At 60.7% G+C, this 16,465-nt stretch carries 16 protein-coding genes and 3 pseudogenes; 10 read left to right on the top strand and 9 right to left on the bottom strand.

The window, feature by feature from the left end:
* The 4 genes from GSQ83_RS30555 to GSQ83_RS13490 all read right to left on the bottom strand — a co-directional run.
* Window positions 1-453 (bottom strand): PHB depolymerase family esterase (locus GSQ83_RS30555; protein ID WP_254065674.1); only part of this gene is annotated, 453 nt, incomplete at its 3' end.
* Window positions 454-662: 209 nt separating this feature from the next.
* Window positions 663-1,091: a hypothetical protein gene (locus GSQ83_RS13495; protein ID WP_254065668.1), complete on the bottom strand. Its 429-nt coding sequence runs from the start codon at window positions 1,089-1,091 to the stop codon at window positions 663-665.
* Window position 1,092: 1 nt separating this feature from the next.
* Window positions 1,093-1,206, bottom strand: a complete 114-nt coding sequence (locus GSQ83_RS31285) for a hypothetical protein (RefSeq protein ID WP_371418012.1) — start codon at window positions 1,204-1,206, stop codon at window positions 1,093-1,095.
* Window positions 1,207-1,513: 307 nt separating this feature from the next.
* Window positions 1,514-2,527: an SDR family oxidoreductase gene (locus GSQ83_RS13490; protein WP_158803402.1), complete on the bottom strand. Its 1,014-nt coding sequence runs from the start codon at window positions 2,525-2,527 to the stop codon at window positions 1,514-1,516.
* 750 nt (window positions 2,528-3,277) lie between these two features.
* Here GSQ83_RS13490 and GSQ83_RS13485 point away from each other — a divergent pair.
* Together GSQ83_RS13485 and mutS are read left to right on the top strand one after the other, a co-directional pair.
* Window positions 3,278-3,517 carry a hypothetical protein gene (locus GSQ83_RS13485; protein ID WP_158803401.1) on the top strand — a complete coding sequence of 80 codons (240 nt, stop codon included), beginning with the start codon at window positions 3,278-3,280 and terminating at the stop codon, window positions 3,515-3,517.
* A 157-nt stretch (window positions 3,518-3,674) separates the two neighbouring features.
* Window positions 3,675-6,113 (top strand): DNA mismatch repair protein MutS, encoded by a 2,439-nt coding sequence (gene mutS / locus GSQ83_RS13480; RefSeq protein WP_158803400.1) that lies wholly within the window; start codon window positions 3,675-3,677, stop codon window positions 6,111-6,113.
* Window positions 6,114-6,352: 239 nt separating this feature from the next.
* Here mutS and GSQ83_RS31280 read toward each other — a convergent pair whose 3' ends face one another.
* Both GSQ83_RS31280 and GSQ83_RS13470 read right to left on the bottom strand, forming a co-directional pair.
* Complete coding sequence (locus tag GSQ83_RS31280) at window positions 6,353-6,571, bottom strand: DUF2950 family protein (RefSeq protein WP_158803424.1); 219 nt, start codon at window positions 6,569-6,571, stop codon at window positions 6,353-6,355.
* A gap of 885 nt (window positions 6,572-7,456) precedes the next feature.
* A pseudogene (locus tag GSQ83_RS13470) lies at window positions 7,457-7,795 on the bottom strand (transposase); the annotation flags it as partial.
* On the opposite strand from GSQ83_RS13470, the pseudogene GSQ83_RS31615 reads away from it, so the two are divergent.
* From GSQ83_RS31615 to GSQ83_RS13455, 3 genes and pseudogenes are all read left to right on the top strand, one after another.
* Window positions 7,789-8,319: pseudogene (locus GSQ83_RS31615) on the top strand (IS3 family transposase); the annotation flags it as partial. The pseudogenes GSQ83_RS13470 and GSQ83_RS31615 sit on opposite strands and share 7 nt — an antisense overlap.
* Window positions 8,320-8,381: 62 nt before the next feature.
* Window positions 8,382-8,654, top strand: a complete 273-nt coding sequence (locus tag GSQ83_RS31270) for an integrase core domain-containing protein (protein ID WP_371418011.1) — start codon at window positions 8,382-8,384, stop codon at window positions 8,652-8,654.
* Between the two features lie 224 nt (window positions 8,655-8,878).
* Entirely contained in the window at window positions 8,879-9,145 is a 267-nt protein-coding gene (locus GSQ83_RS13455) for a hypothetical protein (protein WP_158803397.1), read from the top strand.
* 171 nt (window positions 9,146-9,316) lie between these two features.
* On the opposite strand, the gene GSQ83_RS13450 is transcribed toward GSQ83_RS13455, so the two are convergent.
* Both GSQ83_RS13450 and GSQ83_RS13445 read right to left on the bottom strand, forming a co-directional pair.
* The gene (locus GSQ83_RS13450) at window positions 9,317-9,652 is read right to left on the bottom strand and encodes a transposase (protein ID WP_254065667.1); all 336 of its coding nucleotides are present in this window, start codon (window positions 9,650-9,652) and stop codon (window positions 9,317-9,319) included.
* Between the two features lie 328 nt (window positions 9,653-9,980).
* Window positions 9,981-10,211, bottom strand: coding sequence for a hypothetical protein (locus tag GSQ83_RS13445; RefSeq protein ID WP_158803396.1), 231 nt, complete (start codon window positions 10,209-10,211; stop codon window positions 9,981-9,983).
* A 658-nt stretch (window positions 10,212-10,869) separates the two neighbouring features.
* Between GSQ83_RS13445 and GSQ83_RS13440 the strand changes: the two genes are divergently transcribed.
* From GSQ83_RS13440 to GSQ83_RS30545, 5 genes and pseudogenes are all read left to right on the top strand, one after another.
* The gene (locus tag GSQ83_RS13440) at window positions 10,870-11,316 is read left to right on the top strand and encodes a surface-adhesin E family protein (RefSeq protein WP_158803395.1); all 447 of its coding nucleotides are present in this window, start codon (window positions 10,870-10,872) and stop codon (window positions 11,314-11,316) included.
* Between the two features lie 505 nt (window positions 11,317-11,821).
* On the top strand, window positions 11,822-12,337 hold the full coding sequence (locus GSQ83_RS31265) for a copper chaperone PCu(A)C (protein ID WP_371418010.1): 516 nt from the start codon (window positions 11,822-11,824) through the stop codon (window positions 12,335-12,337).
* Window positions 12,334-12,993: an SCO family protein gene (locus GSQ83_RS13430; protein WP_158803393.1), complete on the top strand. Its 660-nt coding sequence runs from the start codon at window positions 12,334-12,336 to the stop codon at window positions 12,991-12,993. The genes GSQ83_RS31265 and GSQ83_RS13430 overlap by 4 nt, the downstream gene beginning before the upstream one ends.
* Window positions 12,990-13,343: a hypothetical protein gene (locus tag GSQ83_RS13425; protein ID WP_158803392.1), complete on the top strand. Its 354-nt coding sequence runs from the start codon at window positions 12,990-12,992 to the stop codon at window positions 13,341-13,343. Before GSQ83_RS13430 ends, GSQ83_RS13425 begins: the two co-directional genes overlap by 4 nt.
* A gap of 734 nt (window positions 13,344-14,077) precedes the next feature.
* A pseudogene (locus tag GSQ83_RS30545) lies at window positions 14,078-14,902 on the top strand (cytochrome c oxidase assembly protein); the annotation flags it as partial.
* A gap of 102 nt (window positions 14,903-15,004) precedes the next feature.
* Here the strand turns inward: GSQ83_RS30545 and GSQ83_RS13415 are convergent.
* The gene (locus GSQ83_RS13415) at window positions 15,005-16,174 is read right to left on the bottom strand and encodes an MFS transporter (RefSeq protein WP_158803390.1); all 1,170 of its coding nucleotides are present in this window, start codon (window positions 16,172-16,174) and stop codon (window positions 15,005-15,007) included.
* Between the last annotated feature and the right edge of the window lie 291 nt (window positions 16,175-16,465).

Here is a 16,465-nt window from a genome sequence, read left to right as displayed (position 1 = left end):
GCCGACGGCGAAATCATCCGGCGACTGTGTGCAGCCGTGCAGCATCACGATCAGTGGCACGGCTTGTCCATGGTAGCCGCTGGGCACATAAAGCTTATAAGGGCGGCTGCCGGCCTGGTTGCTGAAGGTCTTGGCAAGAAACCGCGCACCATCCGGCACAATGACTGGGGCCCGGTTCGGAGACAGTGGAGTTAGACCACCGACCGGCAACTCGAAATTGCCGTAGGTGCCTTGCCCAAAGAAATTGCATGACGGATGAGAGACCGCCGGCTTCAAATTGAACTGCCCGGAGGCAAAGGTCCTGCCGCCGCCGGCTTTACCGAACCTAGCCCATGTTTGTGGTGCGTGGTCGCCCCTTGCCGATCTTGCCGGTTCGACCACGCCTTCGATCGTAAGAGGGTTCAGTTGCGGGATCACATCGGCGTTTGATCTCGCTGGTCGGCCGGCAAGCATGTTCTGCAAAGCGGCGGTGGCCTCCGCAAGACGGCCTCCCGTTGTCAAACGTGTCGCCTGTAGCAGCCCGTCAGGCAGGTGATTCTTCATGGCTGTGACTTTCGTGTTTTGGGACCCCATCAGGCATCCCGTGCGGAACCGATATCGGCTTCCGTCGATAGTGGATCGTCGTCGTTTTGACGGGCGACGCTTGGCCCGTCAGCGTTGATTTAGTTCGTTCGGTCCGCCAACGCGGCCTTGACCTCGGCACTGGCATGGAGCGCACCCAAGACCGTCACCGAGGCGATGGTCGCGCGGGCCAACTCGGGCGTGACGTCTCGGGCGACGGTGGCCAAGCCCAGCACGTTGATGTGCAGCATCTCACCGCGGTTTTGCACCGCCTCAAGGTCGCCGCGGCCGTAATGCGCTAGACCAATGTCGAGGGTCTTTCGCGCCACGGACTGGCGGACCACGGGCGCTTCGATATGGAGCAGGCCGGCCACCTCGCTCGGGTGGTCGGCGCTCCAGAGCAGTGCAGCAGCTCCCATGTCATGCGCCGCATGGATGATCGGCTTGCCATGACCGAAACCAAGCTCGGCGACCAAGGAATGCCCTTCCTCGGCAAGAGCGCGGGCGACGTAGCCCTTCGTGTCGTCCACCTTATCGTCTGTCGCCGTAGCCACGCATGTCGGGGATCAGCGCGGCCAGTCCCGCCTCGGCCAGCGCAGGCGCCGCTTTTCGGCATGCGTATCCCGTTGAGAGAAAGCCATGCAAAAGGATTACCGGCTGGCCGCCCAGATCGCTGACTTAGCAGTGCAGCCGCAGACCACCGACGGTGACGGTTGCGCTCGGAAACCGGCAATTGCCGCCGCTGACGAAGTCTCTATCGTTGCAAAGGTGATCCCCAAATATGCTGACAGGTCGAGGCTGCGAGTGCGCGCTCATTGGTTTACAGTGGCGTTGTGGATTGCCGCTGGACATCCCGCCGGCGAATATCGTCCCGTCGACTCGGTCGAAGGAAAAACAAGAACGGTCCCCGTATCGACAGCGACCGCGGCGCCTATTGCGTCGAACAGAATTCCTACGGCTGACCGCTGCCTCCCGCCGCGCCGTAGACTTGCCCAGTCGCAAAACTAGCATCCGCAGCTGCCAACTGAACATAGATCGAGCCCAGCTCCGCGGGCTGACCGGGACGACCAAGCGGTGTCATGCTTCCAAACTTCTCGAGCTTCTCCTGTGACGCTCCGCCTGTCACCTGAAGCGCCGTCCAAACGGGCCCGGGTGCCACGCCGTTTACACGAATACCCTTTGGGCCAAGCTGCTTGGCTAGAGATTTGACAAAATTCATCGTCGCGGCCTTTGTCTGCGCATAGTCGTAAAGATCGGGCGTGGGATCGTATGCTTGCTCCGACGTCGTCGCGATGATGGCGGAACCGGGCGGCATGTGTGGCAGCGCTGCCTTGATAATCCAAAACGGCGCGTAGATGTTTGTCTTCATCGTCCAGTCGAACTGCTCGGTCGAAATGTCCAAGATCGAGTTATGTGCCCGCTGACGACCGGCGTTACTCACCAGGATATCTAAACCGCCGAGACCGGCGACTGCATCAGCAACAAGCTTCTGGCAGAAGGCCTCGTCGCGGATATCGCCTGGGATTGCAACCGCGACCCGCCCTTCTGCCTTGATGAGTGCGATGACTTCACGGGCATCAGGTTCTTCGGCCGGAAGGTAATTGATTGCGACATCCACTCCTTCGCGCGCGTAGGCAATAGCAGCAGCGCGGCCCATCCCGGAATCACCTCCGGTGATGAGAGCCTTGCGTCCAGCGAGTCGACCTGATCCCCGGTAGCTCTGCTCGCCATGGTCAGGGCGGGGGTCCATTTTGCTGGCCAAACCCGGCCAGGCTTGCAACTGCTTCTTAAAAGGCGGTCGTGGGTATTTGTGGGTCGGGTCTTGCAACGGCCGCGACGGCGACGGCGGTGACGACGTCTGTTGACCGAGAGCCGGCGTCACGGCCGCCGCGACAGCGGCCAGTCCTATGCCAGCTCCACCGACCACGTTGCGCCGCGAAATCGCCTTGTCGTCGCTAATTGCCATAGGGCAGCCTCCTGAAGGGAGCAGCAGTAAATGGGGACCGGCGTGCTCCCGCTGCGATATGGAGCCTTGCGATCGGGTTTCGAGGAAAACATGGTGTTGCCACGAGAACGTATGTCGGGTTGGCTCCCCCGGTTTGCTTCTCAGTTCGCGCCTGGAGGTCGACATCCCGACATTTGAGTTGTGGTTCGGGGACCCTCTTCCACCTCGGAACCAAGCTAGAGTTTCAGGCCTCTCCAATTTAGCGGGCTGACTTCAGACAGTCAGTTTCATGATGCTCGGCCCACCGAACGCGTTGCTCCCCGGCCCATGAGCTTCAACTTCATACCGACCGACAGTTTCGACCAAGCTTCACTTCCTCCGCTGGTAGCGGCTCGGCCCGATTGATCACCGCGAAAGGAGAGATCAAATAAGAAAGCTGCGCAACAGTTTTCCAAAGGTTTCATGGGACTGCTCGACAAGAAAACTCAACTTGCTGACAAGGCTGTCCAACGCAGTGACATCACGCCAGGGGCTTGGTTAGAGCGCTTGCTAAGATGCAAGACCGCATCAGCGGCAGCGAGGTTCGCAGTGGTTCGAGAACCTCGTGACTAGGAGGGTCGAGACTCATAGCCAGGAACTACGCGAGCGATGTGTTCGTTGGGATGACCACCACTTGGTTACCTACCAGCAGACGCATCTGTCGGCTACCGGTTCACCCCGGCGCAGCCGCGCGGGACGATCGTCGTCTTCGGCGACTACGACAGCTACATCATGGAATGGCTGCCTGCGGCGCTCGCCCTCCGCGACGCAGGCCTGGACACCGTGATATCCGACGGCCCGCGCCAGGGCACGGCGCTAGACGCGGGCATTCCGATGACCCCAGACTGGCACCTGCCGGTTGCCGCCATCCTGGACTACTTCGCCCTGACCGAATTTACCCTACTGGAACTCTCCCTCGGCGGTGGCCTGCTCATCCGCGCAGCGCACGCGAACCCCGCATCAGCCGCGTAATCGCCATGGACACCTGCACAAGCCTCTTCGAGGCATCGACCAGGGGTTTCAGTGCCTCGGGCCTCTTCGTCCCACGCGCTCCTTAGTAGCGAAGGAGACGCGCCATGAACACGTAGCGAATTTCCAAATTCAGGTAGACGCGCTCTAGAATAATAGCATGGACACTTCTGCGATACTCGGCACGAGTCCGATGATGCTCGCCTACGCGGCGGCGCAGACCGCCGCGCCAGGCTACCTCGTGCTCTATCGGGTGGGCGAGTTCTACGAGGTGCTGGGCCAGGATGCCGCCACCGTGTCCCGCGCGCTCGGCCTGCAGCTAACCCGCCGACGCCAGAAGGACGCCGATGATGTCCCAATGTGCGGGATTCCCGCCGGCTCATCGGTACAGGCTGTTGCCCGGCTGCTGGGGGGCGGGCACAAGGTCGCCATCTCGGAGCAGCCCGCGGAAAACGGAGGCGAGCGACTGCTGAGACGCCTCACGCCCGCAACGTCAGTGGACGCCGACGTCGTCCCGATGGACCGGAATAACAATTTAACCGTGGCGCTTGCGGACGACTTCTCCGTCACCTTTGCCTGGATGGACCTGTCCACCGGGGAATCCGGCGCGACCACCGCCTCCCTTGAGGGCTGCGGCCCCGCTCTGGCACGCGTCGCGCCTTCCGAAATCCTGGTGGCACGCTGGCCGGAACATTCTGAGGCGCTCGCCGTCGCCGTCCGCAGCTCCGGCGCGCCCTTCTCCGACTTGCAGGAAGCAGGTGAACTGCAGGCCGATCCCGGCGCCATGCTAGGGCAAGCTTACGGGGAGGGGTGGCGGGACCAGCTGCGCGGCTTCTCGCAGTCGGAGATGTCCGTTCTGGCGGTCCTGCTCGACTACGTGCGCGCCACGCTGGGTGAGCTGCCGCGCGGGCTACCGTCACCGCGGCGGACGCTGACGAGCGATACCGTCCAGGTGGACGCGCCGACGCTGCGTGGCCTCGAGGTACTCACCTCCGGGTCCGGGCGGGAAGGGTCGCTGTTGTCCGTCCTCGACCGGACCATGACCGCAGCAGGGGCGCGGCTGCTTGCGCGCCAGCTCGCGGCGCCACTGACCAACCCGCAACAGATCGGGCGGCGGCTGGCCATGGTGCGCTTTTTGGTGGCCAGTTCTCAGGTTAGGGCCGATTGCCGCGATGATCTCGGCGCCATGCCGGATGTGCTGCGCGCCTGCGGTCGTCTCTCGCTCGGCAAAGGCGGTCCGCGGGACCTTGCGGCCGTCCGCGACGCGTTGGAACGGGCTTCTGCCATGTCGGCCCGGCTAAGTGGCACCGGAGACCTGCCGCCAGGGCTTGCGTCTGTCGCCCGGGAACTCGCCACGGCTGCGCAGGGGACCTGCGCCGCCGCCAGCCGCAGCCTAGGCCGGGCGCTCACCGGCCAACTACCTGCAACCGCCAAGGAGCCGGGCTACGTGGCAAAAGGCTACGCCGTACGCCTCGACGAAGCGCGCCTGGAAGCAAACCGAACCCGAGAGGCGGTCGACCGGCTTCAGGCGCGTTACATAGCCGAAACCGGGATCAAGGCGCTGCGGATCCGGGTCAATACGCTGGTGGGTTACCACGTGGAGGTGCCGTCAGGGCAGGCCGGGGCGCTGAGCAAGGACTTCACCCTGCGCCAGGGGCTCGCGTCGTCCGCTCGCTTCCGCACCGCCGAGCTGGATGCGCTCGCGACGCAGCTGGAGGAGACCACTGCTCGGGCCGCAAGGGAGGAGCAGGCCGTGTTCACTGGGCTGTCCTACGCGGTGCTCGACGTCCGCGATGAGCTAACCCGGGTGGCCCACGCCGCGGCCGCGCTGGACCTCGTCGCCGGTCTAGCCCAGGCCGCTGCGGAGGGACTATGGACTGAGCCGGAGCTGGTCGAGGGCGCCGTCTTGCATATTGAGGGCGGCCGCCACCCCGTGGCTGAACGGCTGCTGGAGGCGCAGGGCCGAAGCTTCGTGGCGAACGACTGTGGCATGGGCGAAGGCAGCCGCATATGGCTCCTCACCGGCCCAAATATGGCGGGCAAGTCGACCTTTCTGCGGCAAGTCGCACTCATTGTGCTCATGGCGCAGGTGGGCTCGTTCGTACCGGCCGAGCGGGCGCGGGTAGGAGTGGTGGATAAGCTGTTCAGCCGCATCGGAGCCTCCGATGACTTGGCGGCGGGACGCTCGACGTTCCTCGTCGAGATGGTGGAAACGGCTGCGATCCTCCATCAGGCGACGGAGCGCTCATTGGTGATCCTGGACGAGGTGGGACGCGGCACGTCGACGCAGGACGGGCTGGCTATCGCGCAGGCCACAATGGAGCACCTGCACGACGTGGTGGGCTGCCGGACCCTGTTCGCGACCCATTTTCACGAGCTCGCCGATGCCGCGGACGCCATGCAGCACGCGGCCTGCATGGCGATGGACGCCTCGGCTGGCCGCCACGGGGACGTGTTTACATTCAAGGTCGCGTTCGGCAGAGCTGGACAATCATATGGCTTGAGGGCCGCTGCCATGGCAGGCTTACCCACGTCCGTGCTGGCGCGGGCGGAGGCACTGCTAGCAAGGCACAACGAGAGGAAGCCAGCAGAGACTTGATCCGGCGGGGTACCCCGGCCCGCAGAGCGCCCAAAGCCGTCGATGTTTACTCGCGATCTTATTTCTGTAGTTAACATGGGAAGCTTCACGGATGGCGGACGGGTCGGCGGTAAAAGACCCGTGTCGATAGCGCTTCAGGGCTGAGGAGCAAGCCTTGCTGGCCATCTCTCCCAAATTACTAACACGCGAGAACGATGATTATCGCGTGTTGATGCAGTCGTGCTTTTCAGTTCCGCACGCTACTTGAGCAGCATCTGCACGACCCTCTGGTGCCATCGTGGGTGTCCGACGCCTGCGCAAAGTCTTAGAGTGCGGCAGCGTAGCGACTGGCGAGCGTCTGGTCCGAAGAAGTCGGGTAGCGACCTCGTTCCGCCAATCCTGCGGTCCACAATTTCTTGCGGGCCAAACCTCGAATCAAAATGCCAGAGATTACCCGCTTTCACGATAGGAATCGGCATCGGCCAGTCAATCAAGAAAACCACCGTTTAACGCACCCACCGGAAACCTTTCTTGGGTGCGGCGGCAGTGGAGCTTAAGTGTCAACTTATGGATCGACCTGCCGCCCTGCGCCCGCGATGTGAGCGGAAACCTCTCGTGCGTTCCTAAGGGTTAAACTCCGTCCACCAGTCCCGCACGATGCGGGTTCGATATGTGGGGAGGGGACGGCTGGGAGCCCTTGCCACCAGCCTTGGATGCTAGACGGCCGCTGCCTGCTGCAGGGGTGCGGAGCACGGGCCCAGGCTTCCGGAAGACCTGAAGTGCGCCCGGCAAAGCCGTTACGAGACGTGGGGGTTATACTGCTGAGGCAAAGGCGATGCGGTGGCTGATCCCGAGATGCGGACGGATACGAAGCAGACGGCGCAGCCTGCCGAAAGCCAGCCTTCAAGTCAAACCGACAGTCATCGTCTACAATCTCAAGCGAACCGCGACGATAATGAGGCTACGCGGTGTTTGAGAAACAGACATAGGTGGGCAAACATGAGCCGCACAACAAGAGAACGGGCGTTTGCGCCTCGACATGCGCGGCGCCGGATTCAACGTCGTCGTTCTAGCAGAAAGCGTGCCGCGCACAGGTCTTCTGTGGTTGCCGTCCGTGGTGCAAGAAGTTTCTGATTCACTGAACCAGTGATCGACTGCGGTCTTTGAGGCCTTTGAATGCGGCGTTTTCAAAAGCCGCTGGCCGATATAGTGATCTGCGGATCGGGTCCCAATCTCATAAACGTACTCGAAGCACCCAGACCTGTGCTGGTTTCCCTGATCCGGATCGGCTCGATCATGCGCCCATATGGGTCATCGCCTTCTCACACCCCTACCGGTTCTGTTCAGATGCAGCTGAGATCAACTCAAGCCGTCGCGAACAGAACCGGATCCCGATAACTCTCCTGCTTCGTCAGCATGGCCCAGATCGCCCGCGCCATCTTGTTGGCCAGCGCGATCGCCACCAGCATGCGAGGCTTCCGGGCCAGCATCCGCGCCAGCCAGGTGCCGGGCGCGGGAGGCTTGCGGCTGGTCCAACCCACCCGCGCCATCGCGCCCACAATCAACAGCCGTCGGATATCAGCTTGTCCCGCTTTTGAGACCCGTCCGAGCCGCTCCTTGCCACTGGATGAAAACTGCCGGGGAAGGAGGCCGAGCCATGCGGCAAAGTCACGACCACTCTGGAAGCTCTCCATGGAAGGGGCAGATGACAGCCGTCTGCGAGACGCTCGGGGTGGCGCGGTCGAATATCGCGCGCCGCGTCGCGCAGGAGCCTTCTAAACGCAGGGTGCGTCCACCTCTGCCCGATGAGCCGTTGCTGAGCGAGATCATGGCAGTGATCTCTGAGATGCCGTCCTACGGCTATCCGCGGGTATGGGCGGTGCTTCGCCGCCGATCCAAGGCCCGAGGCGATCCACCCGCGAACCGCAAGCGTGTATACCCGGCTCATTAAGAAACGCCGCCTTCTCCTGCAGAAACATGCAGTTGGTCAGGCAGAACGTCTGAATGATGGCCGCATGGCTGTAGAGCAATCCATCTCCGCTGGTGTTCCGATGGTTTTGAAATTGCCTGCGACAATGCCGAACGTGTTCGCGTCACCTTTGCGCTCGACTGCTGCGACCGCGAGGCCATGAGCTATATTGCGACAGCGGCGGGCATCAAGGGCGAGGATATTCGCGATCTGATGGTCACGGCTGTCGAGCAGCACTTCGGCCGTCTCAACCGGTTGCCCGATATTTTGAATAGCTGACCGAAACAGCTCGTGCTACACAGCGGCCGACACGCGGCGGTATGCGCGCAATATCGGCTTCCTTCCTCTGCGAACGCCAATTGAAAGCCCGCAGTCCAACGGCATGGCAGAAGCCTTCGTGCGAACGTTCAAACGCGACTATGTGGCGTTCAATCCCAAGGCTCGACGCCGTGACCGTCATCCAATCGCTCGCCGCCTGGATCGACCATTATAATGCGTTGCATCCCCACCGCTCGCTTGGCTATCGGTCCCTTCGGGAGTTCATCGCTCTCAAAGCAACTTCAACCGGTGAGGTCCCACTGTCCGGAAACTGAGGGGCAACGATACGAGCTGCCTCGGGGCTACGGCCGAGATTGACCACCATCTTCCACCGGCCCGACCGCTATTTACCATAGCACTTCTACTGGAACGCTGTAACTCTGCGTTACAGTTTCCATCTTCGGAATTCCGTTCACTCATGGCATAGTACATATGTTGGCTGCGCAGAGCGATCTTGGCGCGGCCTTTAATAGCGCCGTGCATGAAGGGGAGACGTAGTATGAAACTCGCTTTAGCGGCCGTATTGTTATTTGGCAGCGCCGGTATCGCGTTCGCACAAGTTACACCGTCGATGGAAATGGCGACGAATAAGAATTGCAAAGGCGGTCTCACCGAACCTCAAGCCCGATATGCTGCTGATGCTGCAGGGTACGAACCGGCCAATAACATTATGCAGGACAAGGACTGCAACTGGGTGGGTGAGAATGCCACGAAGGGGACCTACTTGATTAACAATAAGACCGGCAAGGTTACCTCGACTAAATAGCACCCTTGAGTAATAGACGATGTTGGGATAATGTCTTAGAAACCTTCAACAATAACTGGGCATCACTTATTCACTAGACCGCCCGGGGCTCCCCTGTTTCTGACGCTGGCCGAGCTATGCGGGCGTTTTTTTGGTTTGCGGGACGGGCCGGTGGTGTCTGCGCCCGATCGGTCACAGGGTGAGCGCATTTGCCACGCCGCGGAACGATGCAGCTTCGGCGCAGGCGGCGGCGAAGGCGATACGGACATGGCAGGCCGTTCGGTGACCCGTGCCGCGATACTGAGCAGGCGCAAGCGGAGAGCGCCAATTCCGCGCGTGCAAGACCTGTGGTGCCGAGAGCGCATCGCGCAGGGTCAGCAGCTGCCAATAGGCGGCGGTATGCAGGATCAGGCGCATCTGGTTGGCCATCGGGGAGCGATATGACGTTCGGTCGGGGGCAAGTTGGCCCTTGTGCATCTTAATCAGGTTCTCGGCCTGGCCACGTGCGCAGTAAAGTGTATCATACACCCAGTCGGCAGTGCCGACTTGCAGGCTACCCCTGGGAAAGTGCCGTCGATTTCATGTACCGACCGATTGCCCGCGCGCGGCCCGTCTTTGCCGTATGAATAGCGAGGTCAAAGATCGGCGTCATCTCCCTCCTCGCTGTCGACGGCGGGAACATGTCCGTAGGTGGGACCGAGATGCTTCGCCTGCTCCAGGAGGGTCGGCTATGAGACGGACCAAGTCATTGGCCGAGGTGAAGCTGCCTGCACCGGTCAAGTCGCCCGTCAAGTCGGCCGACGCTTACATCCATCAGTCCGCAAATGGTGTTCCGCGGCGTGACGGAAGGCCTCGCTCAGAGATCGCGGTCGACATTCAAAGACGGCGTCTGGGGTCCGAACAAGTAGCGGAACAACCACCCACAGGCGTAGATCGCGGCAGCAAGTGCCACCCAACACAAAGCATCAAACCAGCCGTCCATAAGGGCGCGGCCATTCACAGAAAGGTCGCTTCCGCCGATCGCGAGCGCGGCAATGGCCGCCCCCACGCTCAGCCAATAGACAGCGACAGACAGGCGAATGAGCATGAAGCCTCCGTGGCCCTAGTTTCGCAGCGATCATGCTCGCGTCCCCACCTCGTGACACCCGGAAATCGATTTCATTTTGTTACCGCTCCTCAGGTAAGGAGCTGGTACGACGCCCACCTCTGTACCTCTGTCGCAACCCGAGTTCCTCAGAAACCGATGATCACTTCATCTTTCCCGATGCGGGTTAAGCTGCGCCGCCTCGCTGTGGGCCAGAGACCGAGCTGCTCGTCGAGGGTGCGAGCCGTCAAGATTGAGGCGCGTGTACAGCAGTCTTTTGCAACAGACGCTTCCTCTGGGGGGGATCCATCAGTCGCGGGACCTGTTGAAAGATTGGATCTTGACGCCCAATAATGCCACTCTGGCCGGCTGTCGGGGTGCCGATCCGTCGCCGTGGACGGTGCCCCAAATTGAACAGCGTCGACGGCATCTCGAAGTGCGTTCCATAGCTTCGAAGTGCTCTCGATGGATCCGTTAGTTAAAGCTTCATCGTGTAACTGTTCGTTACACAGAATCAGTACTTGAGCCCTTCAAACTGGTGTAGCGCTGACAGCGTTAGCAGTGGCCGACTACGGTTTGAGCAGCCAGACCGCGTCGCTAGCGGTAAACTCTTTCGACGTTGTTCGCACAGAAGCCACGCTTTAGATACCTGGAGTCTCACATGAAGCCTCATGCTGCTTCAATTTTGCTGCCGTTGCTTGCTCTCGGGCCTGCGTGCCATGCGCACGCGGCATCGGCGCGGCAAGGTGGGTGGCAGGGCCTCGACGTAACGGGACCGATAGCTCGGTACGTGGACGACACCAACATTGTGCGAAGCGGCGAAGACGTGATACTTTGGAGGCTGCAGGATTTCAGAGACCGCGTGACAGTCGGAGGGAAGAGGATTCGCTCGATCCGATATCAAGTCGAGTATGACTGCAATGCACAGCTGCGACGCGGTCTGTATTATGAAATGTATTCGGGCCACATGGCGGGCGGCAAACTGGTCGGTTTGAGCTACGCCATGGACAATTGGCGGGAGGTCGCGAGTGGCGCAGGTATGCGGATCGCCTGTGGCTTTCACGAAGACACAAAAAACTCTGTCAGCCTCGCAGAGCAGCCTCAATGATCCCCTTTTGAACTGAAGAGCCGGGTTGTATCGGCCTTCGGTGAATCGATCGGAGGAAAGCTCTGAGTTCAAGAGCGCCACTTGGTTCTATCCAGGGGCATTGTGGAGGGAGGCAGTCATAGCACTTGACCCTGCCCCCTGAAATGCCCCCGTTTTGAGTTAGGATCCGTCATTACATCTTTTCTTTGAGCCCCGCCGCACAGATGTTGACTATCCTGCTTTCATCCAGGGTCTGGTATTTCGCCTCCAGGCATTCATCCTAAACCGTTGGCAGTGGGCGTGTGAATCGTCACGTTCAAGCGGAATTATTGAGTTGGATCACGTTCCGGCGCGGTCGCCCTCACCGCCCGCCATGATTCTGCGGTTACTTCCATATTGAGTCGCGCCTGCATAACTAGCATCGCTCACGACCCTCATCTCACGTGAAATTCGCTGATTGCCGACTCCATTGCCTTCCATGCTCATCATGAGCAATATCCGGCTGCAGGAGGAGTAGGCGATCGGGATGGACACAATAATATTGCAACGTGGGCTATTGCCGCTCGCCCGAGTGCTCAGGCAGCTCGTCGGTAACGCCAACTATCTCAAATGGGTAGTCTTCCTCGTGATAGGAAGTCTGTTATCGACGCTCCCATCGGCCTCCGCGGCCACGCCCGATGCAAAATTGACGGATGGTTGGCTCCGACTCTTGCTTCCTTCGCGACCCGCCGCTGGTTACTTCACCCTAAGTAATTTTGGTGCCACGTCTCTCGTCCTAGTTGGAGCTGAGATAAAAGGCTGTAGCTCGGTCATGTTGCACCGTTCCACGAATAGCGGCGGGAGCGAAGCGATGGGAATGGTCTCGTCAGTGTCGATTTCTTCCCACGGCACAATTCGCTTCGCGCCCGGCGGCTATCATCTGATGTGCATGGGGCCGGATCCCCAGGTTCTGCGGATTGGCGGGATGACGACAGCCATTCTTCACTTCGCCGACGGCGGGCACCTCTCCGCGAGTTTCCAAGTGCGGGGGGCACGACCGTGAGGGCAACAGAGAGCCTTTATCGTCGCGATGTATTGGCACTCGTTCCAAGTATGGCGCTGGCGGCTCCGCTTGTCGCCTGCGACCAAGCTCCGCCGTGGCACGATATCGATGTAAGTGGCACATCGCCATCGCTCTCGTTCACGTTGCGGCGTGCCCCGGACGGCAAGCTAGTTACGCAAGCTGATATGCGCGGCAAGATCGTGATGCTCTATTTCGGCTACACCTTCTGCCCGGACGTGTGTCCGCTGACCCTGCAAAATGTCAACCAGGCGCTGACACGGCTGGGGCCTGCTGCGTCTGAGATTCGCTTCCTATTCGTGACCGTCGACCCTAATCGTGATTCGCTGAACGTTCTTGGCCAATACATGAGTCTCTTCGGACCGAACTTTGTAGGTCTGCGTGGGACGCCGGACCAGCTTGCGCGGCTCGCACAGCGATACCGGGTTGCCTACTCAGTAACTCCGCCGGGGAACGGACACGGGTACGAGGTTATCCATAGTGCGGTGATCTATGTCTTCGACCAAAGCGGTGCGGCGAAACTTCTAGTTCCCTCCATGGCATCCCAGACGCCAGACATTGACGGGCTTGCGGAAGACCTCCAGCGGCTCACTCGTTCCCATCCGACCTGGCTAGGTAAACTCGAAGCTCTTGTATGAACCGACGCCTGACTCTTCTGACCACCGTTTTGTGCTTGGCTCTAGCGGTCGCCGTGCCGTTCAACGCGGCAACAGCCTCCGATGATGTGAGTGGCCAGAACATCTACATGCATGGGTCGCCTGAGGGTGCCGCACCCTGCGCGGCCTGCCATGGCCTGCAAGCCCGAGGACGTCCTGGCATGGAGGCACCGGCTCTGGCCGGGCGGCCGGTGGCGTTGCTGGAAGAGCGCCTCACATTCTTCGCGAGCGGCAAAGGCAATGCGATCATGCGGATCATCGCCGGCAAGCTCACCGCGCGGGAGCGGAGTGCGGTCGCGCGCTATGTCAGCGGTCTCCCTGCCGCTGAGTAACAGATGTCGGAAAGCCGGACCACGGCAAGAAAGATCGAATAACTAACGACACGGCGTGAGGAGATCCACGGCTAATCGGCATGCGCCTGCTTGAGATGTCAGATCGACCGTCTCGGCGACCGCTCTATCAGATCAGCCTTCTGCCACCTCCTCGCCCTCGTTGTCCGCGTTATCGTAGGTGCCGGCGCGGTCATGTTTCGAGACTAATTGGCCTTGTTCACAACATTCTGTTCCTGGAACACTTCGCTTTCGCTTACCGTGCGCGCCCGCGCACCTCGCCAAGCCTGGGGACCTTCGGCCATCCTAGTTCCCGCCGACACAATCACACGTAGCGTCGAGATTTATTCCGGATGATGTCGATCGAAAACAACATGGCGTAAGGGTTGGCAATGCCTGTTCCAGCACCTGAGCTTCATGGCCGACCGAACTGGTGGAAACGGGGCCGAAAGAGGACCCATCCAAACTGTCGGGCGGAACAATCTCGATCAGTCCATCAACGCAGACCATGAGCTAGAGGTGGTGTTGGACGAGGTCGCGTACTTTGGCCGCATTAGCCGTTCGTCAATTGTGGAGCTTGAAGGTGATCGCAACATTATTTGGATGGTCCCGTCCGGGAGTTCGGCGGCCTCTTGAATTCTAGTCGAACGGATACGTCAGCCTAGTATCTGGAAAGAGCGTTGAGCTCCGCCCGATCACATGCCCATTCGCCACCCGGGCGGGATGCCTGCGGCTATATGCTTTGCCTGTTCGCCGGTCTCATGGTGGCGTGGCTCTGTCAAACCTACCCGTCGCGCCTGCCGGTCTGGGCGCCGACTGAATTCTCCTGGCCTACCTTCCTCTGCTGCTCCGGCGGATTGTGGTGCTATGGGCAAGGACTGATCCGCACGCCATCCAAGGCCCGACCCTCGATTTTGCGGCAGGTATGCTTTGGCGTTGGGGTGCTATCTGTCTATGCCGTTTTGCAGACACATTTCCTTTACTTCGCGCAGCATGTTTTCTTTCTCAATCGATTACAGCACCTGGTGATGCACCACATCGGCCCTTTTCTCATCGCGGCAAGCTGGCCCGGCGCGACACTGGGGAAAGGCGCCCCGCAGCACGTTCTGCGCCTGACGCGGAACCGCTGGCTCAGCGGGGCGATCCGTGCCGTCCAGCATCCGGTGCTTGCCTCCTTTCTCTTCGCCGGTCTTATTCTGCTCTGGCTCGTGCCCTCCATCCATTTCCGGGCGATGATCAGTCCACGCCTCTACGCAATCATGAACTGGAGCATGGTGCTCGATGGCCTTTTCTTCTGGTTTCTGGTCCTGGATCCGAGACCGCAGCCCATCGTGCCCCTTTCTTACGCTGTCCGGCTGCTGCTGGTCTTTGGGGTGCAGCTGCCACAGATTATCGCCGGCGGAGTCATTCTCTTCACGAACGGAGACCTCTACGCCTATTACGACCTTTGCGGACGCTTGTTCCCGGCGATCGGGGCTCAGCTCGACCAGGAGATCGGCGGCTCGATCGTCTGCTTCGGCGGCGGCATGATGAGTGCTGTCGCGGCCTTCTTTATTCTCGAGAGGATGTGGCGGGACGAGCAACAGCGGCATGCTGAGGAGGCCGCCTCTACGGAAGGCGGATGCAGCTGGGAAGCGACGCCGCCAGCGGTCGAAGAGACAATTTCAAACAGACTTCCGCGGCGGCTGGATGAAGGCGGCGACAGCCATCCAGACCACACCGAGCGCGACGCACATGCAGAAGGCGGCGGCAGGACCGCCGTACTGCGAGGCAAGTCCGCCCAAGGCGCCCCCGACGAAAAGCCCGGCCGACTGGGCTGTATTGTAGACACCGAGAGCTAGGCCTTTGCGCGCCGCTGGCGCGCTGCGCGATGCCAGGGAAGGGAGCAACGCCTCGAGAAGGTTGAAGGCGACGAAGAAGAGGAACAGGGCACCAACGAGAACGGACGCTCTGTCATAGCCAATGGCGAAGGCGAGCATGGCCAGCGTCAGCAGCGTGACGGCGCCAATCAGCACCGGCCGCATCAAGCCTCGGCTCTCCGCCCAAATGATGCCGGGAACGGCGATGATGAAGGACCCAATGGTCGTCGGCAGATAGACAAGCCAGTGATCCTGGACCGCGATGCCGGCATGGGTCACCAGAGCCAAAGGCACGACCAGGAAGAGCGTCACCTGCATGAAGTTAAGTGCAAAGATCGAAAAATGCAGGCGCATCAACGTCGGCGTCAAGATAGTGCGCAGCGGTTCTAGAGCCGTTGCTTGGGCTGCCGGTGCCATCGGCACGTCGGGCACCACAAATACTACAAGGCCCATGGCAATGAAGGCCAGCAGGGCGGTTAGAAAGAACATTCCCGGTACGCTGACGAGGCGATAGAGAACAGGGCCGGCGACGAGCGAGATGATGAAGCTGATCCCGATCATCATGCCGACCATCGCCATAGCCTTAGTGCGATTCTCCTCATGCGTACCGTCTGCGATCATCGCTGAAATCGCAGCCGAGATGGCCCCTGCCCCTTGGATCGCGCGCCCCAAGATGATCATCGGCAGGGTGTGCGAGAAGCCGGCGAAGATCGATCCAACTGCGAAGACGGACAGACCCGCAAGCATGATCGGCTTACGCCCGAAGCGATCGCTCGCCATGCCCCACGGGATCTGCAGCACCGCCTGCGTTAGGCCGTAGATGCCTAGGGCCAAGCCGACGAGGCTATGTCGGTCTCCGCCTGGAAGACTTCTCGCATAGATCGCAAAGACGGGAAGAATCAGGAAGAGGCCAAGCATCCTGACGCCGTAGATCGACGCCAGGGTCACGCTAATGCGGCGCTCAACCAGACTCATGCGCGGCCTTCGGCTTCGGTTTGTCTCCTCAGCTACGTCCCTGCGAGGTCGCATCGATGATTTGCCGTCTGCGGTCATAGCTCTCCAGTGGATTGTTGCGAGGCGTGGGATGAAGGAGATCCGCGGGTCATGAGGCGCAGTTGTCGTGTCACTTGACACTCGCACCAAGCACGCGAGCGAGCAACCCGATGTCGACGAACCCATCGGGAGGGACCACCCAGTGTGCGGCACATTTCCTTCATTTCGGCTTGTCCGCGAGAATGCGGATAGCTAGGAAATGAAGATTCTGTA

This window comes from Acidisoma sp. L85, assembly GCF_009765865.1.
Lineage (GTDB): Bacteria > Pseudomonadota > Alphaproteobacteria > Acetobacterales > Acetobacteraceae > Acidisoma.
This window is presented reverse-complemented; position numbering and strand designations above follow the sequence as displayed.

Bases quoted from the DNA above. Each gene is read 5' to 3' on its own strand.
- GSQ83_RS13415 (WP_158803390.1), bottom strand. From the start codon at position 16,174: ATGAGTCTGGTTGAGCGCCGCATTAGCGTGACCCTGGCGTCGATCTAC.
- GSQ83_RS13485 (WP_158803401.1), top strand. From the start codon at position 3,278: ATGGAATGGCTGCCTGCGGCGCTCGCCCTCCGCGACGCAGGCCTGGAC.
- GSQ83_RS13425 (WP_158803392.1), top strand. From the start codon at position 12,990: ATGAACCGACGCCTGACTCTTCTGACCACCGTTTTGTGCTTGGCTCTA.
- GSQ83_RS13445 (WP_158803396.1), bottom strand. From the start codon at position 10,211: ATGCTCATTCGCCTGTCTGTCGCTGTCTATTGGCTGAGCGTGGGGGCG.
- GSQ83_RS13490 (WP_158803402.1), bottom strand. From the start codon at position 2,527: ATGGCAATTAGCGACGACAAGGCGATTTCGCGGCGCAACGTGGTCGGT.
- GSQ83_RS31280 (WP_158803424.1), bottom strand. From the start codon at position 6,571: ATGCCGATTCCTATCGTGAAAGCGGGTAATCTCTGGCATTTTGATTCG.
- mutS (WP_158803400.1), top strand. From the start codon at position 3,675: ATGGACACTTCTGCGATACTCGGCACGAGTCCGATGATGCTCGCCTAC.
- GSQ83_RS13455 (WP_158803397.1), top strand. From the start codon at position 8,879: ATGAAACTCGCTTTAGCGGCCGTATTGTTATTTGGCAGCGCCGGTATC.
- GSQ83_RS13440 (WP_158803395.1), top strand. From the start codon at position 10,870: ATGAAGCCTCATGCTGCTTCAATTTTGCTGCCGTTGCTTGCTCTCGGG.
- GSQ83_RS31270 (WP_371418011.1), top strand. From the start codon at position 8,382: ATGCGCGCAATATCGGCTTCCTTCCTCTGCGAACGCCAATTGAAAGCC.
- GSQ83_RS31265 (WP_371418010.1), top strand. From the start codon at position 11,822: ATGGACACAATAATATTGCAACGTGGGCTATTGCCGCTCGCCCGAGTG.